24 protein-coding genes and 1 pseudogene are annotated in these 22,231 nt (G+C 53.8%); 10 read left to right on the forward strand and 15 right to left on the reverse strand.

The annotated features are described in order from the left end of the window. Positions 1-212: 212 nt before the first annotated feature. On the forward strand, positions 213-1,139 hold the full coding sequence (locus ABJM11_RS14230; RefSeq protein ID WP_348295578.1) for a LysR substrate-binding domain-containing protein: 927 nt from the start codon (positions 213-215) through the stop codon (positions 1,137-1,139). Positions 1,140-1,164: 25 nt separating this feature from the next. Here the strand turns inward: ABJM11_RS14230 and ABJM11_RS14235 are convergent. Beyond that, positions 1,165-1,344: pseudogene (locus tag ABJM11_RS14235) on the reverse strand (hydrolase); the annotation flags it as partial. A 105-nt stretch (positions 1,345-1,449) separates the two neighbouring features. Next, positions 1,450-2,037: a TetR/AcrR family transcriptional regulator gene (locus tag ABJM11_RS14240; protein ID WP_348295579.1), complete on the reverse strand. Its 588-nt coding sequence runs from the start codon at positions 2,035-2,037 to the stop codon at positions 1,450-1,452. A 59-nt stretch (positions 2,038-2,096) separates the two neighbouring features. Here ABJM11_RS14240 and ABJM11_RS14245 point away from each other — a divergent pair, with 59 nt between their 5' ends. The 3 genes from ABJM11_RS14245 to ABJM11_RS14255 all read left to right on the forward strand — a co-directional run bounded on the left by ABJM11_RS14245 (position 2,097) and on the right by ABJM11_RS14255 (position 5,460). After that, on the forward strand, positions 2,097-2,606 hold the full coding sequence (locus ABJM11_RS14245; protein ID WP_348295580.1) for a DoxX family membrane protein: 510 nt from the start codon (positions 2,097-2,099) through the stop codon (positions 2,604-2,606). 186 nt (positions 2,607-2,792) lie between these two features. Continuing rightward, positions 2,793-3,341: a methanogen output domain 1-containing protein gene (locus ABJM11_RS14250; RefSeq protein WP_348295581.1), complete on the forward strand. Its 549-nt coding sequence runs from the start codon at positions 2,793-2,795 to the stop codon at positions 3,339-3,341. 13 nt (positions 3,342-3,354) lie between these two features. Continuing rightward, positions 3,355-5,460 (forward strand): EAL domain-containing protein, encoded by a 2,106-nt coding sequence (locus tag ABJM11_RS14255; protein ID WP_348295582.1) that lies wholly within the window; start codon positions 3,355-3,357, stop codon positions 5,458-5,460. Between the two features lie 66 nt (positions 5,461-5,526). Here ABJM11_RS14255 and ABJM11_RS14260 read toward each other — a convergent pair whose 3' ends face one another. Then, positions 5,527-6,279: a VIT1/CCC1 transporter family protein gene (locus tag ABJM11_RS14260; RefSeq protein WP_348295583.1), complete on the reverse strand. Its 753-nt coding sequence runs from the start codon at positions 6,277-6,279 to the stop codon at positions 5,527-5,529. Between the two features lie 467 nt (positions 6,280-6,746). After that, complete coding sequence (locus ABJM11_RS14265; protein ID WP_348295584.1) at positions 6,747-6,947, reverse strand: hypothetical protein; 201 nt, start codon at positions 6,945-6,947, stop codon at positions 6,747-6,749. Between the two features lie 451 nt (positions 6,948-7,398). Between ABJM11_RS14265 and ABJM11_RS14270 the strand changes: the two genes are divergently transcribed. After that, positions 7,399-7,833: a Rid family hydrolase gene (locus tag ABJM11_RS14270; RefSeq protein WP_348295585.1), complete on the forward strand. Its 435-nt coding sequence runs from the start codon at positions 7,399-7,401 to the stop codon at positions 7,831-7,833. A 74-nt stretch (positions 7,834-7,907) separates the two neighbouring features. On the opposite strand, the gene ABJM11_RS14275 is transcribed toward ABJM11_RS14270, so the two are convergent. Beyond that, entirely contained in the window at positions 7,908-8,732 is an 825-nt protein-coding gene (locus ABJM11_RS14275) for a MipA/OmpV family protein (protein ID WP_348295586.1), read from the reverse strand. Between the two features lie 302 nt (positions 8,733-9,034). On the opposite strand from ABJM11_RS14275, the gene ABJM11_RS14280 reads away from it, so the two are divergent. Next, positions 9,035-10,342 (forward strand): carboxylate--amine ligase, encoded by a 1,308-nt coding sequence (locus tag ABJM11_RS14280; RefSeq protein WP_348295587.1) that lies wholly within the window; start codon positions 9,035-9,037, stop codon positions 10,340-10,342. Between the two features lie 192 nt (positions 10,343-10,534). Beyond that, positions 10,535-11,851 carry an MFS transporter gene (locus ABJM11_RS14285; RefSeq protein ID WP_348295588.1) on the forward strand — a complete coding sequence of 439 codons (1,317 nt, stop codon included), beginning with the start codon at positions 10,535-10,537 and terminating at the stop codon, positions 11,849-11,851. Positions 11,852-11,913: 62 nt separating this feature from the next. Here ABJM11_RS14285 and ABJM11_RS14290 read toward each other — a convergent pair whose 3' ends face one another. Next, positions 11,914-12,240: a rhodanese-like domain-containing protein gene (locus ABJM11_RS14290; protein WP_348295589.1), complete on the reverse strand. Its 327-nt coding sequence runs from the start codon at positions 12,238-12,240 to the stop codon at positions 11,914-11,916. A gap of 174 nt (positions 12,241-12,414) precedes the next feature. Between ABJM11_RS14290 and ABJM11_RS14295 the strand changes: the two genes are divergently transcribed. Beyond that, positions 12,415-12,612 (forward strand): hypothetical protein, encoded by a 198-nt coding sequence (locus ABJM11_RS14295; RefSeq protein ID WP_348295590.1) that lies wholly within the window; start codon positions 12,415-12,417, stop codon positions 12,610-12,612. 16 nt (positions 12,613-12,628) lie between these two features. Here ABJM11_RS14295 and ABJM11_RS14300 read toward each other — a convergent pair whose 3' ends face one another. Then, positions 12,629-12,871 (reverse strand): hypothetical protein, encoded by a 243-nt coding sequence (locus tag ABJM11_RS14300; protein WP_348295591.1) that lies wholly within the window; start codon positions 12,869-12,871, stop codon positions 12,629-12,631. Between the two features lie 103 nt (positions 12,872-12,974). Here ABJM11_RS14300 and ABJM11_RS14305 point away from each other — a divergent pair, with 103 nt between their 5' ends. Further along, positions 12,975-13,880 (forward strand): LysR family transcriptional regulator, encoded by a 906-nt coding sequence (locus tag ABJM11_RS14305; RefSeq protein ID WP_348295592.1) that lies wholly within the window; start codon positions 12,975-12,977, stop codon positions 13,878-13,880. On the opposite strand, the gene ABJM11_RS14310 is transcribed toward ABJM11_RS14305, so the two are convergent. The 5 genes from ABJM11_RS14310 to ABJM11_RS14330 form a co-directional block, all read right to left on the reverse strand. Further along, a complete protein-coding gene (locus tag ABJM11_RS14310; RefSeq protein WP_348295593.1) occupies positions 13,867-14,559 on the reverse strand; it encodes an RES family NAD+ phosphorylase in 693 nt (230 codons plus the stop codon). The genes ABJM11_RS14305 and ABJM11_RS14310 overlap by 14 nt on opposite strands. Beyond that, on the reverse strand, positions 14,556-14,957 hold the full coding sequence (locus tag ABJM11_RS14315; RefSeq protein WP_348295594.1) for an antitoxin Xre-like helix-turn-helix domain-containing protein: 402 nt from the start codon (positions 14,955-14,957) through the stop codon (positions 14,556-14,558). The genes ABJM11_RS14310 and ABJM11_RS14315 overlap by 4 nt, the downstream gene beginning before the upstream one ends. 88 nt (positions 14,958-15,045) lie before the next feature. Continuing rightward, on the reverse strand, positions 15,046-15,636 hold the full coding sequence (locus ABJM11_RS14320) for a RimK/LysX family protein (protein WP_348295638.1): 591 nt from the start codon (positions 15,634-15,636) through the stop codon (positions 15,046-15,048). After that, on the reverse strand, positions 15,636-16,211 hold the full coding sequence (locus ABJM11_RS14325; RefSeq protein ID WP_348295595.1) for an ACP phosphodiesterase: 576 nt from the start codon (positions 16,209-16,211) through the stop codon (positions 15,636-15,638). Before ABJM11_RS14325 ends, ABJM11_RS14320 begins: the two co-directional genes overlap by 1 nt. 69 nt (positions 16,212-16,280) lie before the next feature. Beyond that, the gene (locus ABJM11_RS14330; RefSeq protein WP_348295596.1) at positions 16,281-16,826 is read right to left on the reverse strand and encodes a porin family protein; all 546 of its coding nucleotides are present in this window, start codon (positions 16,824-16,826) and stop codon (positions 16,281-16,283) included. A gap of 253 nt (positions 16,827-17,079) precedes the next feature. Here ABJM11_RS14330 and ABJM11_RS14335 point away from each other — a divergent pair, with 253 nt between their 5' ends. Next, positions 17,080-18,495 (forward strand): TrkH family potassium uptake protein, encoded by a 1,416-nt coding sequence (locus ABJM11_RS14335; protein WP_348295639.1) that lies wholly within the window; start codon positions 17,080-17,082, stop codon positions 18,493-18,495. Between the two features lie 3 nt (positions 18,496-18,498). Here ABJM11_RS14335 and glgP read toward each other — a convergent pair whose 3' ends face one another. Genes glgP through ABJM11_RS14350 form a run of 3 tightly spaced genes read right to left on the reverse strand, consistent with a single transcriptional unit; the run spans position 18,499 to position 22,207 of the window. Beyond that, positions 18,499-21,027, reverse strand: a complete 2,529-nt coding sequence (glgP, locus tag ABJM11_RS14340) for an alpha-glucan family phosphorylase (protein ID WP_348295597.1) — start codon at positions 21,025-21,027, stop codon at positions 18,499-18,501. Positions 21,028-21,057: 30 nt separating this feature from the next. After that, positions 21,058-21,828, reverse strand: a complete 771-nt coding sequence (locus ABJM11_RS14345) for a glucose 1-dehydrogenase (protein ID WP_348295598.1) — start codon at positions 21,826-21,828, stop codon at positions 21,058-21,060. A 19-nt stretch (positions 21,829-21,847) separates the two neighbouring features. Continuing rightward, complete coding sequence (locus tag ABJM11_RS14350; RefSeq protein ID WP_348295599.1) at positions 21,848-22,207, reverse strand: PilZ domain-containing protein; 360 nt, start codon at positions 22,205-22,207, stop codon at positions 21,848-21,850. Positions 22,208-22,231: the final 24 nt, after the last annotated feature.

Genomic DNA, 22,231 nt, shown 5'->3' on the forward strand with positions numbered 1-22,231 from the left:
GGGGATTCCGGCATCGTGACCAGCGATTCCGGAAAAACGTCCAAAATCGGTCACGATAAAACGGAATGAGCGGTCACGATCACCCGGAACGGGCGGTCACGTTCAAACGGAATGGGCGGTCACGATGGGCCGGAATATGCATCTGACGCAGATAACTGAATGTCGCGTCGTCTATGCTTAATTAAAACTTAACCGTAGGCAGAATAGAGCCCGTGCAAAAACTACCTCCATTAAGGGCATTACAGGCTTTTCGATACGCCGCCAGAGAATTGAGCTTCAAGGCCGCAGCGGAGGCGCTGAACATTTCCCAGGCAGCCGTCAGCAGCCACATTCGTGGCCTGGAGGATTTCCTTGGTTTCACGCTTTTTGTTCGCCTAACCCGCGAAGTGAGATTGACGCATGAAGGCAGAGCGCTTTCGGGGTATGTGGAAAAGGGTTTCCAGGAGTTGGAAAGGGGTATAGCGCTGTTTGCGCCAAACTCCGATCCCGGGCGCCTGACCGTGGCAACGGTGCCATCGTTTGCCAGTCGCTGGCTTGTACCCAGAATTGATTCGTTTCAGAAAGCTCACCCTGAGATCCAGCTAAGCCTTCAACCCAACCTCCAGTTAGTTGGTTTTCAGGGTGATGGTGCGGATCTGGCGATCCGTTTTGGTAACGGTGATTATCCCGGGCTCGAGTCCAGGCTTTTGCTCGAAGAAAAGCTGCTGCCGGTGTGCCACAGCATGCTCACTGATAGTGAGCCTGTGACGCCTGAGCGCCTGGTAACACTTCCGTGGCTTATCGATGAATCAATCGACATGGAAAGCTCGTGGAGAGCGTTTCAGGAAGAACTCGGCATCGAAATACCTGACAGTTCAATAACGCTTCGGGTAACAGAGGGAACGACACTTGTAGAAGCAGTGCTTGCAGGCAGGGGGATCGCGTTGATGCGATACAGCCTTGTTGCTGATCTTCTTAAAGCCAGCTTGCTTCAATGCCCACTCAACATTTCGGTGCCGGCGGAATACCAGTATTACCTGGTTGCACCGGCAGCAAAATTTCGCACGGATAAGGTTCGTGCCTTTGTGTCCTGGATTACTGGCGAAGTCGGTTGCCCTCAGCAGCCTAGCGAAATAGCCAGTTCGCTACCAAGCGAATGACCTTTGGCATAATCAGGTAAATCACGAGCGCAACTACCGTTGCCACGCCGGCAATCAGCAACTGTTTCTTGCCTGTGGCCTTTACTGCCTTCACGAAGTCGTCGTTGTCCCAGCAGTTGATCTGGCCAGGGCGAGGGAAGTAGGGCGTATCTGGAAACATTTCCTTGAGTTCAGGCACCATTGGACCATTGGGGCCATCCTCATATGGAACACTCCGTTTGCAAGTTTCGGGCTTCAGAACTCCCATCGAACCTCGCCACCACTAAAAAAGGCCATTGAATCGACAACCTTCTGGAGCAGATATGTATCGTCAATCGATTTTTTGGCTCCCATTGTTGCTTTTTGCGATATCCAGATGCCCGAGCACCGACTCGATCAATTCTGGCAACTCCTCGGGGTCGAGCAGTTCCTTCGCAAGCAATCGGTCGATCAGAATTCCTGAAAGGCCATGGACCAGGGCCCAAGCAGCGAGTGTGCCACTTTGATCCTGATCGGCCCTTCCGGTTTGCTTACGCAGCCGGTTAAAAGCCTCACTTGCGGAATCACTGAGAAACTGAGGTTTCGTGCGGTCCAACTCTGGACTGAACATGAGTTTATAAAGTGAGGGGTTTACAACAGCAAACGCAATATATGCCTCTCCCATTGCCTTGAGGGAGGTATCTTCTTTTGCTCGCAGGCACTGAGACAATTCGTTAAAACCCTCCGCTGCCAAGGCCGCTAGTAAGTCCTGTCTACTAGCAAAGTGGCGATAGGGCGCGCCGTGGGAAACACCTGTTCGACGAGCTAAATCTCTCAGACTCAGGCCACTGGCCCCTTCCTGTTCAAGTGTTTCGCGCGCTGCTTTTAGTAGTGATTCTCGAAGATCACCGTGATGATACTCAGATTTTTTTGAACTCAATGTTGACGCTGCCTACTTTAGAGTTTATGTTTACGTTGTCTACATCAGGGGAGTGTACCATGATTTTTTTTCTTTGTTTGCTTGTTCTGACCGGAGCTGCACTACTGCTCGGCTCATTCGGGGTGGCTTACCTACGTCAGGGACGTACCTGCATGAGGCTGGCACTGGCCATTGCTATGGTCATCTTCGGTGTCGATCACTTGCTAACCCCCGAACGTTATCTTGCCATGATTGATAGCTGGTTACCTTCGGCAAACGCCCTCGTCGCAGTAACCGGTTATTGCGAGATTGCGGGAGGCATTGGGCTGCTGATACCCGGACTGCAGCGCTGGGCAGGCCTTTTGCTCGCGGCTTATTTCGTTGCCGTGTTCCCTGCCAACGTCCACAACGCCCTCTATGGGCTTGATGCACAGGGATTACCTTCAACCCAGTGGTACTACTGGGTAAGGCTTCTCTTTCAACCACTAGCGGTGTGGTGGGCATTGTACTGCACCGGTTTTATTCGTTGGCCTTTCCGTAGAGCACGCCCTGAAATCGTTGGTCATGAGAATAAAGCTCCCGCTGGTTAAAGTTCGGCGCGGAGACTATCACTGCTGACCTTCTGACACGCTTTTCCGTGTTTCGGAGATAGGCTGAGCTGGCAGGTCAGTAGTTGCTAATCTTTAACTTGCAGCCTGCACCGATCGCCCTCCAAATACAGCTGTATTGTTGTACGCTGAGAGGCATCCATTGAACGCAATCAGTAGGACTCTGTTATGGCAGCGTTTGATTCCGACCCCCGACGCATACCAATAACCGAACTCGAGATACCGTTGGAAAGAGACCTCTTCCTTCGCAACCTGGTACGCGAACTGTCCGGCGTTTTGGAAGATGTTGTGGGACTTGAAGAAGCTTCCGGTTTTATCAGCATCGTCGGCCAGAATATTGGAAATCAAATGGACCTTGACTATAAAAAAGCCTTGGGAGTTTCCAATCTTACGAGACCACAGGTTGCAGAAGTGCTCGTGGATCTGAAAGACCGAATCAAAGGTGACTTTTATATTATCGAACAGAGTGATGATCGTATCGTGCTTGGCAACCGGGCCTGCCCCTTTGCCGAGCAAGTTATTGGGCGCTCTTCCATGTGCATGATGACCAGCAACGTGTTTGGCATCATTGCCTCCCAGAGCTTGGGTTATGCCAAGGTGTCCCTGGAAGAGACCATAGCCCGGGGGGATCCTGGCTGCCGAGTCGTTGTTCACCTGCAACCCAACGCCGAGTCCGAAGCTGCATCAGGACACGAATATTTCAAATCAGAAGCCTGATGATGAGTAGGGAATGAATAATAAATCCTGGGAAAGCCTGGTACCAGAGCCACTTCTGCTGTTGTCCGGTCAGGGTGAAGTGGTGGATGCAAACCTTGCGGCCCGTAAGATATTCCACGGTTTGGGCAATGGAATGGAGCTCCATGATCTGGTAATTGATCCGGCCAAACTTGAGTCTTCGATCCGAAACTGGGCTCGGAGTGGGGATTTTATCCGTGGCCAGGTGGTCATCAAGGGCCCAGAGGGCGAGCGCTACACGACGTACGGGGCCCGACTGCCGGGCGAACGGGGTTCAGTAACTCAAATAATCGTACGCTGTCGGGCCGAGAGTGCGGCTAACCAGCGCTTTGTCGAACTCACCCAGCGGGTATCCGCCCTCAAACGGGAGGTGTCTCGTCGTCAACAGATGGAAAGCCAACTGTTTGCCGAAAAAGAATTAGCTCAGGTAACCCTGAAGTCCATCGGCGACGCGGTTATTACTACCGATACGGAAGGACGTGTCAATTACCTGAATCCGATTGCAGAATCCTTGACTGGCTGGTCGGAAACCGAAGCGCGGGGGCTTCCACTACTCCAAGTCTTCGATATTGTAAATGAGCATACTCGATTACCAGCGGAGAACCCAGTATCACGGGTGATAGCGAGTGGAAACACGGTGGGGTTAGCGAATCATACGGTCTTATTGCACCGGGATGGGACAGAGTTTGCCATTGAAGATTCCGCTGCGCCCATACACGACCGGGCAGGGCGGCTCGTCGGGGTCGTCATGGTTTTCCACGACGTATCTCACGCTCGCCAACTGGCCGCAAAGGTCTCCCACCAGGCAAGCCACGACGGCCTCACCGGACTTCTTAACCGACAGGCTTTTGAACAACGTCTGCGTAATTTGTTAGAAGCGCCAGGGGGAACGGACGGCTCCCATTGTCTTATGTTTATGGATCTGGATCAGTTCAAGGTCGTCAACGATACCTGTGGTCACTTGGCAGGGGACGCTTTGTTACGGACACTAGGCCCCGTACTTCAGAAACATCTCAGGCATTCTGATCTGTTGGCACGCCTGGGCGGTGATGAGTTTGGGGTGTTGTTACAAGACTGCCCCGAATCTGTTGCACGGCGTATCGCCAAGGCTCTCAAAGAAGAGGTTGAGGATCTCGGCTTTACCTGGGGTGGCAAGCCTTTTCGCGTTGGCCTGAGCATCGGACAGGTTAATTTCAGTGATGACCGGTGGTCGTTGGCCGACCTGCTAACTGCGGCCGATAATGCGTGCTACCTTGCAAAGGAGAATGGCCGTAATCGAATCCATCTGTACAGAAGTGACGATCAGGCACTGGCTAACAAATTCCGGCAAACCCAATGGGTCGGGCGAATTCGGGAAGCATTTGAGGAGGGCCAGTTCCTCCTGCATTGCCAGCCTATCATGCCTACCTCCTATGCTTCCCAGGCCCTGACCGATAAAGAAGGAGCGCATTTCGAGCTGTTACTGCGTCTGCTCGATAAAGGTGGAAAACTGATTCCACCCATGGCTTTCATACCGGCTGCAGAGCGCTTCAATCTGATGGTGAACATTGATCAATGGGTGTTGGGCACGGCCTTTGCCCAATTAGCCAAGGCCGGCACCGAACGAGTTGGAACCTGTACAATTAATCTTTCAGGGGCGTCCCTGGGGGACGACGGATTCCTGAAGTTCATCACCAATTGCTTCGAGCGTTTTCCCGTTTCTCCCGAGGTCATCTGTTTTGAAATTACTGAAACGGAAGCCATAGCCAATCTGGCCAACGCTCGCCATATCATCCAGTCGCTGAAAACACTCGGGTGTCGTTTTTCTTTGGACGATTTCGGAAGTGGGATGTCCTCATTCGGTTATTTAAAGAACCTGCCGGTGGACTATCTGAAAATAGACGGCGCATTTATCAAGAACCTCACGAACGATCCAATTGACCGCGCCATGGTGGATGCCATCAACAACATTGGTCATGTTATGGGATTGAAAACAATCGGCGAATTCGTTGAGAACAGCAGTACCGTACGGGAGTTACTTGAGATCGGGGTAGACTACGTTCAGGGTTATGGCATAGCGAAGCCCGAACCCTTGGATACCTTCCTGGTAAACCTTCGGTAGGCCTAACGGCGTGTGATACTGCGCATAATGTATATTATGTTAAATACGATATTCACCGCTGAAGAACTAACCTCCTAATAACCCCTGCGCAAAATGCCCAGTAGCAAATGCCAGCCCCGCTGCAGCCGTACCCATGATCAGAGTCCGGAGTCCTGATCGCATTGCTGGTAAGCCATAGACGATACTTTTAAGCATTCCGATACCAAGGAAGACGACTCCTGCCAAACCAAGACTGGTCAGGAACTGAATCTGACTCTCCAGACCTGGGATTGCATAAGGCAGTAATGGTAAAGAACCGATCGACAAAAATGCGGCAAACGTAGTCAACGCGGCTCGGCGTGGGCTAAGTCCGGCACCCGAAAGTCCGTACTCTTCTCGCAACATGGTTGCTACCCACACATCGGGATTACGACAAATGGCCTCTACAACTTGCTCCAGCAATTCGCCGCCGAAACCCTTCGCCTGAAACAGTTGTCGAATTTCCTCGCGTTCACCTTCTGGCACAGCACTTATATGCTGACGTTCTGTGCGTTCAGCAAACTTGATCTGGTTCAACTGGGCCTGACCCGCTTCGTAATTGCTCACCGCCATGCTGAACCCATCTGCAATCAGATTTGCAAAGCCGAGTACTAACGCGACCTGTGGCGAGAAGCCTGCACCGAAGGCACCCGATACAACCGCAAACGTTGTGACGCAGCCGTCGATGCCGCCAAGCACAGCGTCTGGTAATGTCGACCTCTTAACGGGGCCAGCAAGCCGTGCACGAACGGCATTTGGCTGGTGCTCGCTGAGCAGTCTTTCATTTTCTGTGGGTGGCATGTTTCTCAGCCTCCTGTTCAGGACGCTATGTTGTGCTTTGGGATTATAGGCTCAGTTCGCAAGAAAACACCCCTGGCCTCTCTGGGTTTCACTATCGATGTGCAACGGTTTGAGAATGTCTTCTATAACGTGCCGCACGGCCGCAGCCATATCCCGGCCACCACAGAACTGTTTGCCCTTAAGAAAGCACCTTTCTTTGATCCCTGGTGAGTAGATTCTGATTAGCGACCAGCAAGAGCGCAGCAAGTGGGAGGCAGGCGACGAACAATAGCGACACAGCTGACCAACCGTAAGCAGCCACTACCCCCCTGCTACGGCCGGGCCAATCAACAACCCTATAATTACCCTGCATGGCGAAGCCGAGAGTGGCCCCAACCAACGCACCGTGTGGCGCGGACGGTGAGACAGTTGGCCGGATGTGGTTGATGCACCGGACAGACGAGCCTCTCGGCCCCGCGGCTAAAACGTTAAGAGCTATACTCAAGAAACGCTTTTAAGGTTCTCAAGTCCTTTTCAACAGCTTTTTTATCTTCCGCGAACTGCTTTTCAGACATACCTGTTGATAGTCCCGCAGGCAAACGGGGCAAGTTTTCCGGGTTGGAAGCGAACTTATAAACATCGCTTGGGCTGCGGTTGGTATAAACAGATATATGCCGAACGTCGTTCATTTGAGTTTCCTTTTCCTCGCACCCTGGTACTGCAATTGCCGCTAGCTATTCGGCTGGCGGCGCCTTAAATGCCTTACTGTAGTAGCCTGAAGGATCAAAGCAGCACACTCTCTTCTTACCAGAGGCAAGCATGTCATCTGCGCCGGAATCTTTGAGCATTGGCACTTGCTTCTTTGCGCAGAGTCGCGAAACCCCATGGGTTACCCTCACCGAGTTCTTTGGGCCGGCGTAGTTGTGTGGTGAAACGGGACTTTGTCTCTTCTCGCATTTTTAGTCCTTTAAAGATCAAGTGGGAGCTCCGAAATAGTACATCTGGCGTCTTATATGAAAAATACAACTTCTCAGCATGTCACAAACGCCGAGGCTCATCCGTCTACTTCAATAGAACCAACTATGGGACCGAACCATGTATTCCTACATAACCAGAGCTTTTCAATTTGGAGTAATATCTATGAGTATCATGCTGAGCAGCGCACAAGCCGGCGGGGTGAAGACCGATATCGTCAATCCGCCCGGCCTGTATAACCCTGCCCCCAACGGCTATAGCCACGCAGTTGTGGCGCGCGGAGGAAGCCGGGTTGCGTACATTGCTGGTCAAGGTGGTGAAAACGGGAACGGCGTATTGTCAGAGTCTTTTGCGGATCAGGTGGCCCAGGCCTATAGCAATCTTCAAACCGTACTGAAGGAGCTGGAGGCAAAGCCGCACCAGGTCACGCGCATCAATACATATGTGGTGAATTATGACCCCTCTTTACTGGATGTCATGACCCGCCATGTAAAAGACACCTTTGGTGATGCGCTGCCGGCGCAAACGCTTGTGCCGGTCCCGCGCCTGGCACTGGATGGCATGTTGTTTGAAGTTGACGCGACGGTCGTACTCGACTAATCGGATCAGGAGCCTATCGGCATGAAGGACCCGCCTGCGCGACAGTTTGTACTCACAGCGGACCTTAAGGAACCTCAAAAAACATAAATGAAGCCAACACCGATCTCCGCTTCATAATCATTCCGAGATATTGGGCTATCTGAAACCTCACTCCCATATGCTTCGTAAAGTGCTTCACCGAAGATCTGCCAGTTCTCGCTCACGTAATTACGGTAGCTTACATTGACTCCCGTTGATCTATACCCGCTATCAACATCGGTTTCCGGAAGGCCTGAATCCATCGCCTGTCGAGTGTCTACCCCAAAGTCCCGGTTGGCGAGCTTACCATCGTGGAACGTGACAACAGCGCCAATTTCCCAACCAGTGCCATCAGGCTGGCAGGCCAGGCAGGTTCCGGCGCCGAAGATCCCGAGCGTACCAATTTCTCCTGCAGAAACACGACCATCCAGAAAGTAACGCCAGTCTTCTGCAAGCGCATAACGCACCTCCAACAGCGCTGTCGCCCCAGAGCTGGATTCGCCTAACCCATCCAGTCTGCCATCTTCTGAATCATCCTCTTCACGGCCTTCTTCGTAGCCTACTGAGGCTTGAAACAACCAGGCATCCCTGGCCAACGTTCGCCAGCCAATTGCTTCACCTGCCCAGAAGAAAATGTGATCACCCGTTCGCCACTGAACAGCCCCGGCAGGATCCGCCTCAAACTCGAATTCGTCCGAACCTTCATAAGCAGTCTCATATTCAACGCTCAGCCCCAGGCCGACACCCCAACCATCGCCATCTGTAAAATCGCCGATAGAAGGAAGCGGAACGAGAGCGGTTCTGGTCTCCGTCGCATTTACCGGTCCAAAACATGAAAGAGCGCCTAGAAATGTGGCGAATGGAGGGACTATTTTCTTCACAGTTTTTCCCCTGATGGGCAGTAGGAGGCTATACGACTTACTCATCACTATAGATGAGTATTTTTACCGCACTACTGCTCTTTCGAGTTTAACCAGGCTCCGGGTTGATCCAGTGATGGATATCGTCGCCCGAAGTAAACTATTCCGGTGCTTTCTTTTCAATTTGTAACCGGGCCGACTATATTGTGGTAGTAACACGGATGTACTCATCCCCTGAACGACATTGCCTTAACGCTCAGCTTGTCTGGTCCGCCTCAATGTCGGCGCAGTTTTACCAGGTAAGCCAGCAAGGAGAACGTCGAATGTCTATGGCATCGGAAAAACAGTTACCCACAGAGGTGGCAGCCTGGCTCGATCCCGACATGGACTCGGTTAAAGGCACCGAGACACCGAAGGATCCGAACAAAGGTTACATCGCCCTACTCGGCTGGAGCGTCAACGCGATCAAGGCTGCACAGAAATTTGATCGCCGCTACATCGTCGTTGCTCCGGAATGGGCTGCGGATTTCTGTACCGCAAACAAGATACCCTTCATTCCATGGGATTTTATCCGGCTAAACGACCGGTCTCTTGAGATTGCCGAAAAACTGAAGGCGGAAGGCGTTGATGTTGCCATCCCGCTGTTCGAAGAAACCGTCGAGTGGTCCGGGGCGATCAATTCTGTCCTGCTCAACAACCCTCGTATGTATGGGCAGTCCATTCTGTTTCGTGACAAGGCTCTGATGAAGCGCCGTGCCCAGCTCGGCGGTATTCGTGTGGGTATCTTCGAGGAGGCCCACGAGAAGGAAGACATCGTGCGCTTTATGAAACGTGTTAACCAGACGCTGCTCAAGCTAGATGGCGACCCGGATGACCCGATTCACGTGAAAGCGTTCGATAAGGCCGGCTGTCTTGGCCACCGGATGATCCGCAAGATAGAAGAAATCGACACCATTCCGGCCGAGGAATATCCTCTGCTGATGGAAAGTCATCTGGATGGCTGGGAGTTCGCGGTTGAGGCCTGGATTCACGACGGCAAGATCAAGTTCCTCAATATCTCCGAATACGTTACGTTGGGGTACTCGGTATTCGTTCCCGCTACTGCCCAGCTCGAGAGCTGGCGGAATGCGATTACCAAGCAGATCGAGTTGCTGATCAAAACGTTCGATATTCAGTTTGGGCTGATCCACCCCGAGTACTTCGTTACCGCTGATGGCGAAATGTACTTTGGCGAAGTTGCCTATCGTCCGCCCGGGTTTAAAGCATTTGAGCTGATTGAACGTGCTTACGGCTTCAACGCTTACCAGGCTTCAATGTTGGTTTTTGATCCGAAAAGCACTAAAGAGGAAGTGGACAAATTCTTCCCCCGCGAAGTGGTTGACGCGAAAGGCTACGCAGGTTGCTTCGGTGTGTACCCAAGGCGTCGCGTGGTCAGCAAGCTGGAAATGCCCAAGGAGACGACTGAGCATCCCTATTTCGAGTCACACGAACTGATTGCACCGACAGAAGAAACCGTACCCGACAGATCGGCCTTTGGTACGCATTGGGGTCTTGTGTTTTTCTTCGGTGACGACCCCATCAAGATGCGGGATCTGTTGAAAGCACAGGAAGACCTGGACTTCTACGTCTAGAGGCCCTCAGAAACAATTGCGTTATTGCAGAGTTTGCCTTCCATGATTCTGGTCACCAGCACTCCAGGATCATGGAACGGCTAAGGCCCTGTCCTGGCCTCTCCCCTTTTATTCAGCAGCCTCATCCCCACAGTTCTTGTAAGGCATCATCAGACACGGACGCGCCTTTCCATCACCCTGACAGGAGGATTGATGCAAAGAACCATCACCAGTCTCTCGTCACTCATCCTGAGCATTATCCTGCTCATCATGGGCAACGCCTTCCTGATGACCCTGCTCGGCCTGCGGCTGAGTATCGAGGAATTCAGTGCCAGCGTTATCGGCTGGATTCTGGCGTTCTATTCCATCGGTTTTGTCGCCGGCACCCTCTACGCCGGACGGATTATCGAGAAGGTCGGTCATATTCGGGCATTCGCGGTTTTTTCCGCGGTACTCGCCGCCTCGATACTGATCTACCCCATGGCCGTTGAAGCCAGTTTATGGGGCCTACTAAGGGCGCTTGGCGGTTTTGTGATGGCGGGGCTGATGATCGTCATGGAAAGCTGGTTCAGCAGCAAGGCCGATAACCGGAACCGGGCCAGCCTGTTTGCGATATACCAGGTTATCTTCTTCCTCTCTACTGCGGGTGGCCAGGTAATGATCCGGGTGGCGGACCCCGCGGGTTTCATTCCGTTCTCCCTGGCAACGATACTGGTTGTTCTTGCATTGACTCCCCTGTCGATGACCAGTCGCGCGTCACCGGTTATTACAAAAGGCGACCGGCTGTCGTTAACCAGTCTCTATCGAAAATCGCCGGTAGGCACCCTGGGTGCGTTAATTGCCGGGTTGTTGATCAGCGCCTTCTACGCCATGGGCCCGGTGTACGCCGACCGGATTGGACTCGACCTCGGACAGCTCTCCAACTTCATGGCTTCTGCCATTGTGGCGGCCATGTTACTGGCCTGGCCTATTGGTCGCCTGTGCGATCATTTCGATCGTTACCGTGTGATGCTGGTTGCGGCCATTGTTGCCGGCCTGTGCAGTCTGGCCGCGGCCTTTATCGGCAACCTCAACATGATTGCCCTGGTTCTTTTTGTGGGGCTTTATATGGGCATCAGTGCCGCGATCTATCCCATTGCAGTGGCCATCACCAACGACCTGATGGAATCCCATCAGGTGACTGCGGCCAGCACTGCCCTGCTTCTCAGCTACGGATTAGGCAGCATCATCGGGCCGCTTATCAGCGCTCTGTTCATGGACATACTCGGGCCTCACGGGCTTTTCATCAGCAACACACTTATATTGGGTGGTCTGATCGTATTTATAGCGTTCGCGTCGAAACGCCGTCATCCGCCGGTGGAACAGCAGGAGCAGTATTACACCACAACCCCGGAAGCGGCCCTGGGCCTCTCGGAGCTTGACCCACGAAATACTGAATTCGAGGAGCAAGACGATGTGGACGATGGTGAAGTACCTGAAGGTACTGATGGGGGGGAAACAGAGAACGAGAAAAATGCGCCCGTAAGCTGAAAAGCCGTATGGAAGGCTGCCTGGAGTCGGGCTGCCTGCCATACGTTAACGGTGGAAATGGGTCAGGCGGCGCGTTTCTGGTCAAACCAGTCTTTGGTGCCGCCTTCATAGTCGTAGACCTTCGTAAAACCGGCCTCTTCCAGCTTCTGGGCTGCCTTGGGCGAAGCATCGCACTCGAAGTTCGCGCAGTAGACGACGATTTTCCGGTCCTTGGTGCCGGCAACCGCCTCTACCTGCTCCAGAAACGACGGCTCCTCCACCGGAACGTTGATGGAGGTCCGGATGTGTTCCCGGTTGAACGTATCCCGAGGCAACACATTGATGAGCACAAAATCCTCGTGCTCGGTTTCGTTCATTTGCTTGAGGTCATCACGGCTGATCTTCTGCATAGCGTTTCTCCTTCGCTGAGAAAATGGCTACCTCCTTCTTATACCATGATGGTCTCTGGATCGATTTCAAGGTGTTTTACTGCCTTCCGGTCTGTGCCCCCTCAAAACCGCCAATCTGTGTCTGTTCTGAAACGACGGGTTAAATACAATTTCATGAAGCACCCGAGGTGAATCATGAAATACGGTACAACCCTGACTGTCACGCTTGCAAAATACCTGGCCAATCACAAAACCCGCCGACAGCTGATGAAGCGCCTGAGAGGCATGCCAGCAAGGGAAGTGGATCGGTTGGCCTGGGATATTGGAATATCCAGAGCCGAGCTGCTGCACGAGGCTCACAGCCCGTTCTGGAAGCAGTGTCGTTCGGCGTGAGTCTTAAGGAAGAGAATTACTCCCGCCAGAAAGGTTTGTGCGCCTCCTCATACAGGCTGCCGGCCGGCACTCCTATATCCTTTTCAATCAGCTGAGTGTCCATTTCATAAAGCGAGTTTCGCAGACGATAGCGCCTGATCCAGCGGTCCAGGTACACCCTGAGGGTGCCATAAAGGCGTTTGAACGCGCGGTTTACGAAGTGTTGATTGCTGATGGCTGGGGAGGGGCGAAGTGCCGGGTTCATAGTGGTTGGTTTCATTTTCATCTTCCTATAAATATGAACGATGACTACAATGAAACCATTCTCGACCCATGTTTTAAGGTCGTCCATGGACATTATATGAACCCGGTGTTCGGAAAATATGAACATAAAACTGGACAGGCTCAAGTCATTTCTTCTCGTGGCCGAAGAGTCCAACCTGACTCGGGCGGCGGCACGCCGTCACTCCACGCCCTCCGCGGTCAGTGACCATCTGCGCCAGCTTGAGGATGAGTTCCAGGTGTTATTATTCGAGCGCAGCAAGCAAGGCATGGCCCTGACGGCGGCTGGCGAACGCCTGCTTACGCCGGTCCGTCAGGTGTTCACGGCGGTAGAGGACGTCCGCAATACGGCACTTTCCCTGCGTTCGTCGCCGCGGGCAACCCTCCGGCTCGGACTGAATTCTCCGCCAGAGTATCTTCGGATGGACGAGGTGCTCTACCGTAAGACAACCACCCTGCCTCACCTGACCCTTGAAATGCGAACGCGGTCGTCGGCCCAGATCATCGAAGAGGTACTGTCCGAAGAGCTGGACCTGGGCTACGTGTATGGAAAGTGGAAGGACCCGCGGCTCAGGATTGTGCCCCTGGCACCGGTATGCATTTCCGTGGTTGGGCCTGCAAATTCCGGTATCGACGCCTTGCCTGGAGATTTCGATGAGCGCCGGCGCCTGCCGTGGGTGTGGCCCAACCGCGATTGCCCTTTCTTTGATTTCATGACCGATCTGCTTGGCCCGCAGGCAAGTCTTTCGGAAGCTGCCACAAGCTCCGATGATGAGTACTCGACGGTCGTTATGGTGAAATCCGGTATGGGGTTCGGTCTTGTGGAAAGGGAGTTTGCATTGCAGTCGCAACAAAGGGGCGGAATTCGCCTGTTTGATGAGCCGGAGCTGAGTACCGATCTGAACCTTGTATGCGGCGTGCGCAGTTATGAACGAGCCGAGCTACGGGCCATGTTCGATCTGATTGTCGGCGAATGGCAGTCGCAGCGGGCTTTCACGCCCGTGTGAATTTATTGACGGAACTGATTTCCTCACCGTTCCAGATAAACTCGAAATGCGCACTCTGGATTACGCTGAGAACATGCCTCGGCGTGAATAACCCCCAGCATGTTGCGCCGGGTTTTCTCACGGAATGATATTGCAGCCCGTCAGAGCCCGCCTGGTAAAGCTCACGCCCAAAAGCCCGGGATGCAGCGTAACTGTTTTCGTCGTAGATCGGATCATTAAAGGAAATAGTCGTGGCGTCGTGAAGTTCTGTCTGCCCTATTTTGCATTTCAGCCCCCGGAAAACCAGGCGATCGTAGTCCAGGCCATGGACGCCTTGCCAGTACTTTGACTGATGATAGGCAACCTCGGCAATGGCGGTATCAATGCTGTCGCCCATATACAACACCCCGTACTGGCCGTCGCTGAAGCGACTACCGTCGGGGTTTACATGAGTAAACGGGCCGGTGGCATAGGAGCACCCCGATATTCCGAACGGTATGTCCTCTCGCCGCACCAGGTTGAGATTGCCCAGCTCTGTCTGCAAGCGGGGGTTGGTTATCGCCTGGAGTTCATAAAGAGCCTCGAACTCATCCTCATCAGCAACATCATCAAAAAGGCTGGTGGGTGGAAATTTCGAGTTGATCAGGCGATACCCGGTGAGGCTGGCCAGCTTGATGACTGGCGGCAGATCCACGTTCACCAGAGCCCCCCGCGCAGCACATCGATACGTTTGAAGGTTTCATAGAGCGCTGAGAACTGGCCGGTACTGATGACTTCCAGCGGGCTTTTGCCATTGAAATACGGATTGTCGTTCTTCAGCCCCATAAACCCGTAAACGTTCTTTGGGTTTTCGAAGATCATCCGCAGGCTACCGTGAATATTCACCAGATAACTCAGCCGCTCTATCTGATCGTGCGTCAGGTTAGCCTGTGCCGGATTCTTACGGTATTTGTAGTAGGCCGGACGTGAGATCTGCAGAATTTTCTGGACCTGCTCCGGCGTGCAGCCCCAGCGGTCCAGAATCGTGAACACAGTTTTGAGGCCAACGCCGGAGGCTCTGCTTTTCTCAACGGGTTCCAGCTTCTTTACGCTGCTCATGATTGATACCACCAACCTGCTTTTTAATGATGGTATCAGTGTATACATTTTCTGCGGTTTAGTCTACCTGGATACTACAGGCTCACGCTTAGTCAACGTGCTGGTCAGCCAGTTCAGCCAGGCTCTTGTGTTCACATTCTTTTTGAGAAAGGAAAGCATCCGACGAATCAATCAGGATGTTGTCATCACTCATAAAGCGACGTCCCAGCAGCGCCGGATAGGAAAACTTGCTGCGGTCAGTGAGTGAGAACTCGGTTTTGTGAGTGGTGCCGGCAATGCAGAATTCCATATTGACGACGAAACGACGCTGGGAGGGAGCACCCTTGCGTTTGATTTTAACGGTGCGCTCTACCGGTAAGCTGAATTCCAGGATAACCTCTTCCAGATTGGCTCCGTCAGCATCGTCCTGATCCTGATGATCGGCCAGTGGTAACTGAAAGCTCACCCATTCTTCGTCATCTTTTTCGAAAGGTTCCACATTGACCGCGTGCAGGGAGGAAGTCTTGGCCCCTGTATCCAGGCGGGCCTTCAGGCGAAGGCCTGTTTCTTCGAGTACCACCCATTCTACAAAACCAAGTTTTTCAGGAACGCTGTTTTCATCATTGTGTGCATTAGCCAGCAGCACTGCGGGGCTGAGGAAAAACACGGCAGCAATACACTTCATGGCTCTTGTCAGCATCATATATCCTCTGTGGCAAAATGTTTGAGTGCGGGAAAAAACTGTAGAAAACGGTGTTCCAACTCATCATCGTGTTCTTCTATTTCCTCGATAATTCCGCTGAACGCGTTAGTGAACCGGACACGACCTGCCACTCGATCCATAGCATATCCAATATTCTCGAGGTGCCTGTACGAGCGGAACCAGTCGTTACGCACAATCTGCCCGGTCACCCGCTGCATGGGTTCTGGCATCAGTGATGAATTGGCATCAAGCTCCCTGTATACCTGGTCAATGAAGGTATCAGATTCCACATGGCTGAAGAGTTTCCAGTTTCTTAACAGATAGTGATCATAAAGAATATCCAGGGCAACGCCGGCAAAACGTCGTCGTTGTGCGGAGAAAAGCCGTTTGCTGGCAATAACCTCAGGGTGACGATCCGTGAATGCGTCTACCGCACGATGATGGTACAGGCCTGTCCTGACCTTTTCTGGAAGATTTTCGGGAACCACGCCTCGGGCGAAATCGCCAAGCAGGCTTCCAACGCGGGCCTGGGGGTTGTCCGGTGCAAGAAAAAGATGGGCAAGGTGGTTCAAGGCGGCTCCTGACATTCTGGCGACAAACAGGCGCCTGCCGCCAGAAACCCAGACCCGGACTCAACCGGCTCAGAAGCTGAAGGTTACGCCCAGTCCAAGGCCGTCTACGGTAGCGCCGTCCTTGTCATAGTAACGCATGTATTCCAGGTTGCCAGCCAGTTCCTGGGTGAGGTCGACATTGACACCGGCACCGTACGAGAAGTCGGTTTCGTCTTCGGTTGTTGTGCCCAGGAATGATTGTGCTTCCAGCTCAACGCGGGTAAAACCGAAAACCAGATAGGGCGTGGCAGGCGACTCATTGGCCAGGTTAAGGGTGGCGTAGCCCCCGAAAAAGTTGTCCAGTGAGTAGTCAACGCCATTGATGCGGTCATCATCGACACCAAAACCGGCACGGGCTTCCAGACCAAAAAATGGCGAAAGCAGCCCCCCAACCTTGGCGGAGATCGCACCAACGTCGACTTCGTCGCTACCGTTTTCAACGTCGATGAAGCTGTAGTTCAGGCCGGCGTAAAGGCTGCCGCCACCGGATTTGTACATATCAGCATAGGCAGCCTGGGAAACGGCCAACGCCGAAACCGAGGCAAGGCCCAACATCAGCGCAATTGGCTTCTTCATACTCGATACTCCTTTTGGTTTTATAACCACGCTCACTTATGGAAGTTGCACCAGCCTGACGATGAACACCAGAAGCAGGATCCGGATTTACGTGGAATTTACAGTGATTTAATAAATCTGTAAGGCCCTGACACTCGGGGGGTTCTACCTTGCGAAAGCGCCAGGCCGCCTGTATTCTGTCGCGATCTCTTTGTTCAGCCGGCTTGAGCATCCTTTGAGAAACCTGAACCCCGTAATCTTCATCGTCAGCGTCATGTTCATACTTTTAAGTATTTTCATGGTGTTGCCCGTGCTTCTTCTAGCTAATTCTGAAGCGCCAAATGCCATGGCATTTGTGGAGTCGGCCACGATCTGCTTTGGCGTGGGCCTGCTGGGGATATTGGCCACCTACCGTCAGGCAAGAGATCTCAAGCCACGCTTCATGTTTGTGCTGACCGTCTCCAGTTGGTTTATCATCGCCCTGCTCTCCTCATTGCCGTTTTACCTCAGCGACCTTGGCCTCACTCTCGGAGAAGCCTTTTTCGAGGGCACTTCCGGTATTACGACCACCGGTGCTACCGTGCTTACCGGCCTGGATAGCATGGATCAGGACCTGTTGCTCTGGCGCTCGGTGCTGCAATGGATCGGTGGCATCGGCATCATCGGAATGTTCGTAGCGGTATTGCCCTTCCTGCGCGTGGGTGGCATGCGCCTGTTTGCCACTGAGTCCTCCGAGTGGACGGACAAGGCACTGCCGCGGATGAAAACGCTCAGCCGTGGCCTGCTGCTGGTTTACGTGGCATTTTCGGTCATCGCGGTGACAACGTACTGGTTCTCCGGGATGACTCTGTTTGATGCGTTCAACCATGGTTTGACCAGCATTGCGACTGGCGGGTTCTCTACCTCAGACCTGTCCATGGGCAAGTTCGATTCCAATCTGATTCTGCTGGAAGCGACGTTTTTCATGATGATCGGCAGCATGCCGTTCTTCCTGTTTGTGAGGGAACTGCATGGGCAACATGGTGTGCTGTTCCGGGACCAGCAGGTTCGCCTGTTCGTCAGCATTCTTCTGGTGATCCCTGCCTTACTGACCCTGTACCGATGGTATGTGTCGCCGGGCGAGTTCGATCTTGTAAACGGATATGTTTCAACGCTTTTTAATGTCACTTCGGTTGTAACAACCACCGGCTATGCATCTGAAGATTATTCGGCCTGGGGGCCGCTGGCATTCGTGTTGTTCTTCTTCCTGATGTTCGTTGGCGGGTGTTCCGGCTCGACTGCAGGGGGAATGAAGATTTTTCGCTTCCAGCTTTCGCTGATTGTGCTGCGGGAACAACTCATGCGCCTGTTGCACCCGAGAGCGGTATTCACCCGCAACTACAATGGCCGCGCGGTAAGTGATGAAATCATCTCCTCGATGATTGCCTACACCTTTATCTTCCTGCTGTGCCTGCTGATCATAACGATTGCATTAGCAGCGCTGCAGCTTGATTTCATTACCAGCCTTTCCGGAGCCCTGACGGTGCTGACGAACGTGGGCCCTGCCCTGGGTGGCACTATCGGTCCGGCGGGTACGTTTGCGCCGCTGCCTGAGGCAGCCAAGTGGATTCTGTCGGTAGGTATGCTGATGGGCCGGTTGGAAATTCTCAGCGTCGTCATTGTTCTCTCGCCTGCATTCTGGCGCAGCTGATGCCTATTTCAGCCAGAGTACGGCCGGATTTTCCAGCGGCAGATTCAGGCGTTCGTCCTTAACCCGCAAGCGTGGCGTGTAATGCCCTTCCGGGCGTGCAGGCACCATGCATTCATACAGATAGCTGTGGGGTGATCCGGCGAGTGGGCGTTTCATGGGCATTTCAATGACGGTGCGTGGCCCCCAGTCAGAAGCTTCTGCCACCAGTTCCATAGCGATGCGCGATACTTCAATACCGTCCAGATAGGCCTCTGCGGTGTAGGTCTGGCTGTCCCCTGATGCGCTGACATGAAAGGCGCTGAACCGCAGCCTCGGCCAGTGCCTGAGGAGCTCCTGATGCTCGGTAACCATCTCTGCTACGTTGGTGGGAAGACGCTGTTGTCCCTGTTCTACCATCGGCAAATAGAGCCGCTCCACATACTCTCGAACCATGCGGTTGGCAGAATAGGTCGCGGTTAACTGGTCCATACTGGCGCGTATCCGTTGCAACCACGACCGCGGGATTCCCTGCTCGTCTACGTTGTAAAATTCAGGAATGATTTCACGTTCCAGTAAGTCATAGAGTTCCCCGGCATCTGAAAGGTCGTGATCGTTCGAGTTGCAGAGTTCTTCGAACGTCGCTCCGGGGCGGATGGCCCAGCCAACCTCCCGATTCCACGCCTCGGCCCACCAGCCGTCGTGTTGGGAAAGGTTCAGGCCGCCGTTGACCAGTACTTTCATTCCGCTGGTCCCACAGGCCTCCCAGGGGTGCTGGGGACAGTTCAGCCACACATCCACGCCCTGGATGAGCTGGCTGGCCACACCAAGATCATAGTCTTCGATAAAGACCACCTTGCCTTCCACCTCCGGGCGACGGGAGAACGCCTTCCATTGCCGGATCATGTCTTTGCCGGGCCGGTCATAGGGGTGGGCTTTCCCGGCCAGCACGATCTGTAGGGGTCTGTCACGGCTGGCCAGCAGTCCCAGCAGGCGTTGCTGCTCCTTGAGCAACAGAGCCGGCCGTTTGTATTCTGTAAAGCGCCTGGCGAAGCCCAATGTGAGGGTTTCATTGTCCAGTAGCAGTCCACAGGCGGCGGCCGGACTATTACCGGGGTTCTGGTCACAATGTTGGCTGGCCAGGCGCCGCCGCAGGTATTGCACCAGGCGCTGGCGCTGTAATCGCCGCATATCCCAGAGCTCTTCGTCCGACACGCCGTTCATCGGACACGCATCCCGTAAGGGGCGTCGCCAGCGCTCAGTGCCGCAAGCCCGTGTCCATATAGCATCCGCTTCGGGCGAATCCCAGCTGGGAGTATGCACCCCATTGGTGACGTATTCCGCAGGAATGTCCTCGGCCGGCCAGCGCGGGAAAAGGGGCTGAAAAATAGCTTGTGAAACTTTTTGATGGATGCGGCTGACCCCATTGATCCGGCCGCTCATGCTCAATGCCAGGTAAGCCATGTTCAGGTTCTGGCCAGCCTGGTCTGATCCGGGTGTCACGCGTTCACTACCCAGCTTTACCAGTCCCTCAACGGTGAGATCCCTGGTTGCAAGCCAGGGGCTGAGATACAGGCGAAGGAGCGATTGGGAAAAGTGGTCAAAACCGGAAGCGACAGAGGTGTGGGTGGTGAACAGGTTGGTCGCCCTGGTCGCCATACGGGCGGTCTGAAAGTCGGTCTCCTGTTGTTCCTGCCAGCCAAATGCCCGCTCAATCAGGGCCAGAGCACAGTGGCCCTCGTTGAGATGACAAACTGAGGGCTGAATGCCCAGTTGCCTGAGCAATCGCCAACCGCCAATCCCGAGCACCATTTCCTGTTGCAATCGCTTTTCCGCGTCACCGGTGTATAGTTCGCTGGTGATGCCCCGATCCCCCGGCTCATTACGCGGGTCGTTACTGTCAAGCAGCAACAACCTGCAGCGCCCCACCTGCGCTTGCCAGGCTCTCAGCAGAACTGAGCGGCCCGGGAAAGGAACAATCACCCTCACCCACTGGCCGTCATCGTCCCTGAGAGGAGAAACGGGGAGCATGGTAGGGTCGTTGTACGGGTAAAATTCCAGCTGTTCGCCCTCAGTGCTGATGGCCTGCCGGAAGTATCCCTGCTGATACAGCAACCCGACTGCTGTCACGGGGACGCCGAGATCACTGGCCGCTTTGAGGTAGTCGCCGGCGAGAACGCCCAGGCCGCCGCTGTACAGTGGAAGGGACTCGCAAAGACCATACTCCATACAGAAGTAGGCAATGCCTTCGCCCAGTTCGCCCGGGCACTCGTCAGAATACCAGGTACTGGCCTGAACAAACCCGTGGTAGGCAGCAACCTGGTAGGAGTAGTGCTTCTGGAACTCCTGGTCCCTGGCCAGTTCCTGCAATCTGTCATCGGAAACGCTGTTCAGTACCAGCCATGCATTCCGGGTGGTCGCCCAGGTTTCTTCGTCGAGGGCGCGCCACAGTTCGTCACTGCCATGGTGCCATGTCCAGCGGAGATCCAGAGCGAGCGTAAACAACTCGCTCACGGATTCCGGTACGAATCGTGGCGTATAGGCTGCCAGGGGCATAGTGAACGTCCGATCAGGTCTGCGATGACATTAGCGCGCGGTGTAACCGCCATCAATGACCAGTTCGCTGCCGGTTACAAATTTGGACTCGTCCGATGCCAGATAGACCACGCCCCAGGCAATGTCATCGGGTTCGCCCATATGGCCGACAGGATGCAGCGCGTCTGTGGCTTTTCTCGCCTCTTCCGGGTCAAGCCCAGTGGTTTTCAGGTGTGCTTCAACCAGTGGTGTCCAGATAAATCCGGGATGAATGGAGTTGGAGCGAATGTTTTCAGTGGCGTACAACAAAGCATCGGTTTTGGACATCAACCGGACAGCGCCCTTGGAGGCGTGGTATGGAGGAATATCCGGTGCGCTGATGAGTCCATAGATGGACGACAGATTGATAATGCTGCCGACGCCTGCCTTTTTCATGTGGGGAATCGCGTGCTTGGTGCAGAAAAACACGCCTTTTACGTTCACATTCTGCACCACGTCCCACTCTTCCTCCGTGAGTTCGTGAGTGGGTTTGTTGGGGCCTGCGATGCCGGCGTTGTTAACCAGCACGGTCAGGCTGCCGAAGGTCTGTGCAACTTCGTCCAGAACCTGTTTTACTTCCTGTTCCTTGCTGACATCACAATGCCAGTAATCGGCCTTGAACCCGCGATCCGACAGTTGACTGGCGAGGGCCTTACCTTCCTGGTCATTGCAATCGAGAATAGCCACAGCTGCGCCCTCTTCTGCCATGCGGGTTGCAGTCGCTGCTCCAATTCCGACCGAGCCGCCGGTTATAACGGCAACCTTACCTTTCAGTCTTTCCATGGCACTGTTCCTTAAAATCTCAGTAGGCTTGCTGGCGGACGGGGAAATAGATCATCGGCCTGTGGTGTTTTGTCAGCCATTGAATGAGTGCAGAGACCGTAAAACTATCGTTATCAACCCCCTCGAAATCGACGCCCAGGCCATTGGGAGACTTACGGACAACATGGGCGGTGAGCCGGCGAAACTGCTTTTCCTGTTTGTGAGGAAAGCGAAATTCAAGCTCCAATGTCTGGTTCAACTGAACGTCTGTGTAGTCGGTAGCAATAAACAGCCCCCGCTTTGAAGCATCGCGGATCTGACCGGTAGCCACAGGCATTCCACGTTTGTAAACCAGCAGGCCAAGCTTTCCTTGTATACGTTTGCTGAGTCTGTGTTCCATGTTCCCCCCTGTGACTCATAAAGA

It is taken from the genome of Marinobacter sp. (genome assembly GCF_039977835.1).
Classification (GTDB): domain Bacteria; phylum Pseudomonadota; class Gammaproteobacteria; order Pseudomonadales; family Oleiphilaceae; genus Marinobacter.

Bases quoted from the DNA above. Each gene is read 5' to 3' on its own strand.
- ABJM11_RS14330 (WP_348295596.1), bottom strand. From the start codon at position 16,826: ATGAAGAAGCCAATTGCGCTGATGTTGGGCCTTGCCTCGGTTTCGGCG.
- ABJM11_RS14280 (WP_348295587.1), top strand. From the start codon at position 9,035: ATGTCTATGGCATCGGAAAAACAGTTACCCACAGAGGTGGCAGCCTGG.
- ABJM11_RS14255 (WP_348295582.1), top strand. From the start codon at position 3,355: ATGAATAATAAATCCTGGGAAAGCCTGGTACCAGAGCCACTTCTGCTG.
- ABJM11_RS14295 (WP_348295590.1), top strand. From the start codon at position 12,415: ATGAAATACGGTACAACCCTGACTGTCACGCTTGCAAAATACCTGGCC.
- ABJM11_RS14250 (WP_348295581.1), top strand. From the start codon at position 2,793: ATGGCAGCGTTTGATTCCGACCCCCGACGCATACCAATAACCGAACTC.
- ABJM11_RS14260 (WP_348295583.1), bottom strand. From the start codon at position 6,279: ATGCCACCCACAGAAAATGAAAGACTGCTCAGCGAGCACCAGCCAAAT.
- ABJM11_RS14315 (WP_348295594.1), bottom strand. From the start codon at position 14,957: ATGAGCAGCGTAAAGAAGCTGGAACCCGTTGAGAAAAGCAGAGCCTCC.
- glgP (WP_348295597.1), bottom strand. From the start codon at position 21,027: ATGCCCCTGGCAGCCTATACGCCACGATTCGTACCGGAATCCGTGAGC.
- ABJM11_RS14285 (WP_348295588.1), top strand. From the start codon at position 10,535: ATGCAAAGAACCATCACCAGTCTCTCGTCACTCATCCTGAGCATTATC.
- ABJM11_RS14350 (WP_348295599.1), bottom strand. From the start codon at position 22,207: ATGGAACACAGACTCAGCAAACGTATACAAGGAAAGCTTGGCCTGCTG.
- ABJM11_RS14290 (WP_348295589.1), bottom strand. From the start codon at position 12,240: ATGCAGAAGATCAGCCGTGATGACCTCAAGCAAATGAACGAAACCGAG.
- ABJM11_RS14345 (WP_348295598.1), bottom strand. From the start codon at position 21,828: ATGGAAAGACTGAAAGGTAAGGTTGCCGTTATAACCGGCGGCTCGGTC.
- ABJM11_RS14320 (WP_348295638.1), bottom strand. From the start codon at position 15,636: ATGCTGACAAGAGCCATGAAGTGTATTGCTGCCGTGTTTTTCCTCAGC.
- ABJM11_RS14300 (WP_348295591.1), bottom strand. From the start codon at position 12,871: ATGAAACCAACCACTATGAACCCGGCACTTCGCCCCTCCCCAGCCATC.
- ABJM11_RS14265 (WP_348295584.1), bottom strand. From the start codon at position 6,947: ATGAACGACGTTCGGCATATATCTGTTTATACCAACCGCAGCCCAAGC.
- ABJM11_RS14270 (WP_348295585.1), top strand. From the start codon at position 7,399: ATGAGTATCATGCTGAGCAGCGCACAAGCCGGCGGGGTGAAGACCGAT.
- ABJM11_RS14335 (WP_348295639.1), top strand. From the start codon at position 17,080: ATGTTCATACTTTTAAGTATTTTCATGGTGTTGCCCGTGCTTCTTCTA.
- ABJM11_RS14305 (WP_348295592.1), top strand. From the start codon at position 12,975: ATGAACATAAAACTGGACAGGCTCAAGTCATTTCTTCTCGTGGCCGAA.
- ABJM11_RS14245 (WP_348295580.1), top strand. From the start codon at position 2,097: ATGATTTTTTTTCTTTGTTTGCTTGTTCTGACCGGAGCTGCACTACTG.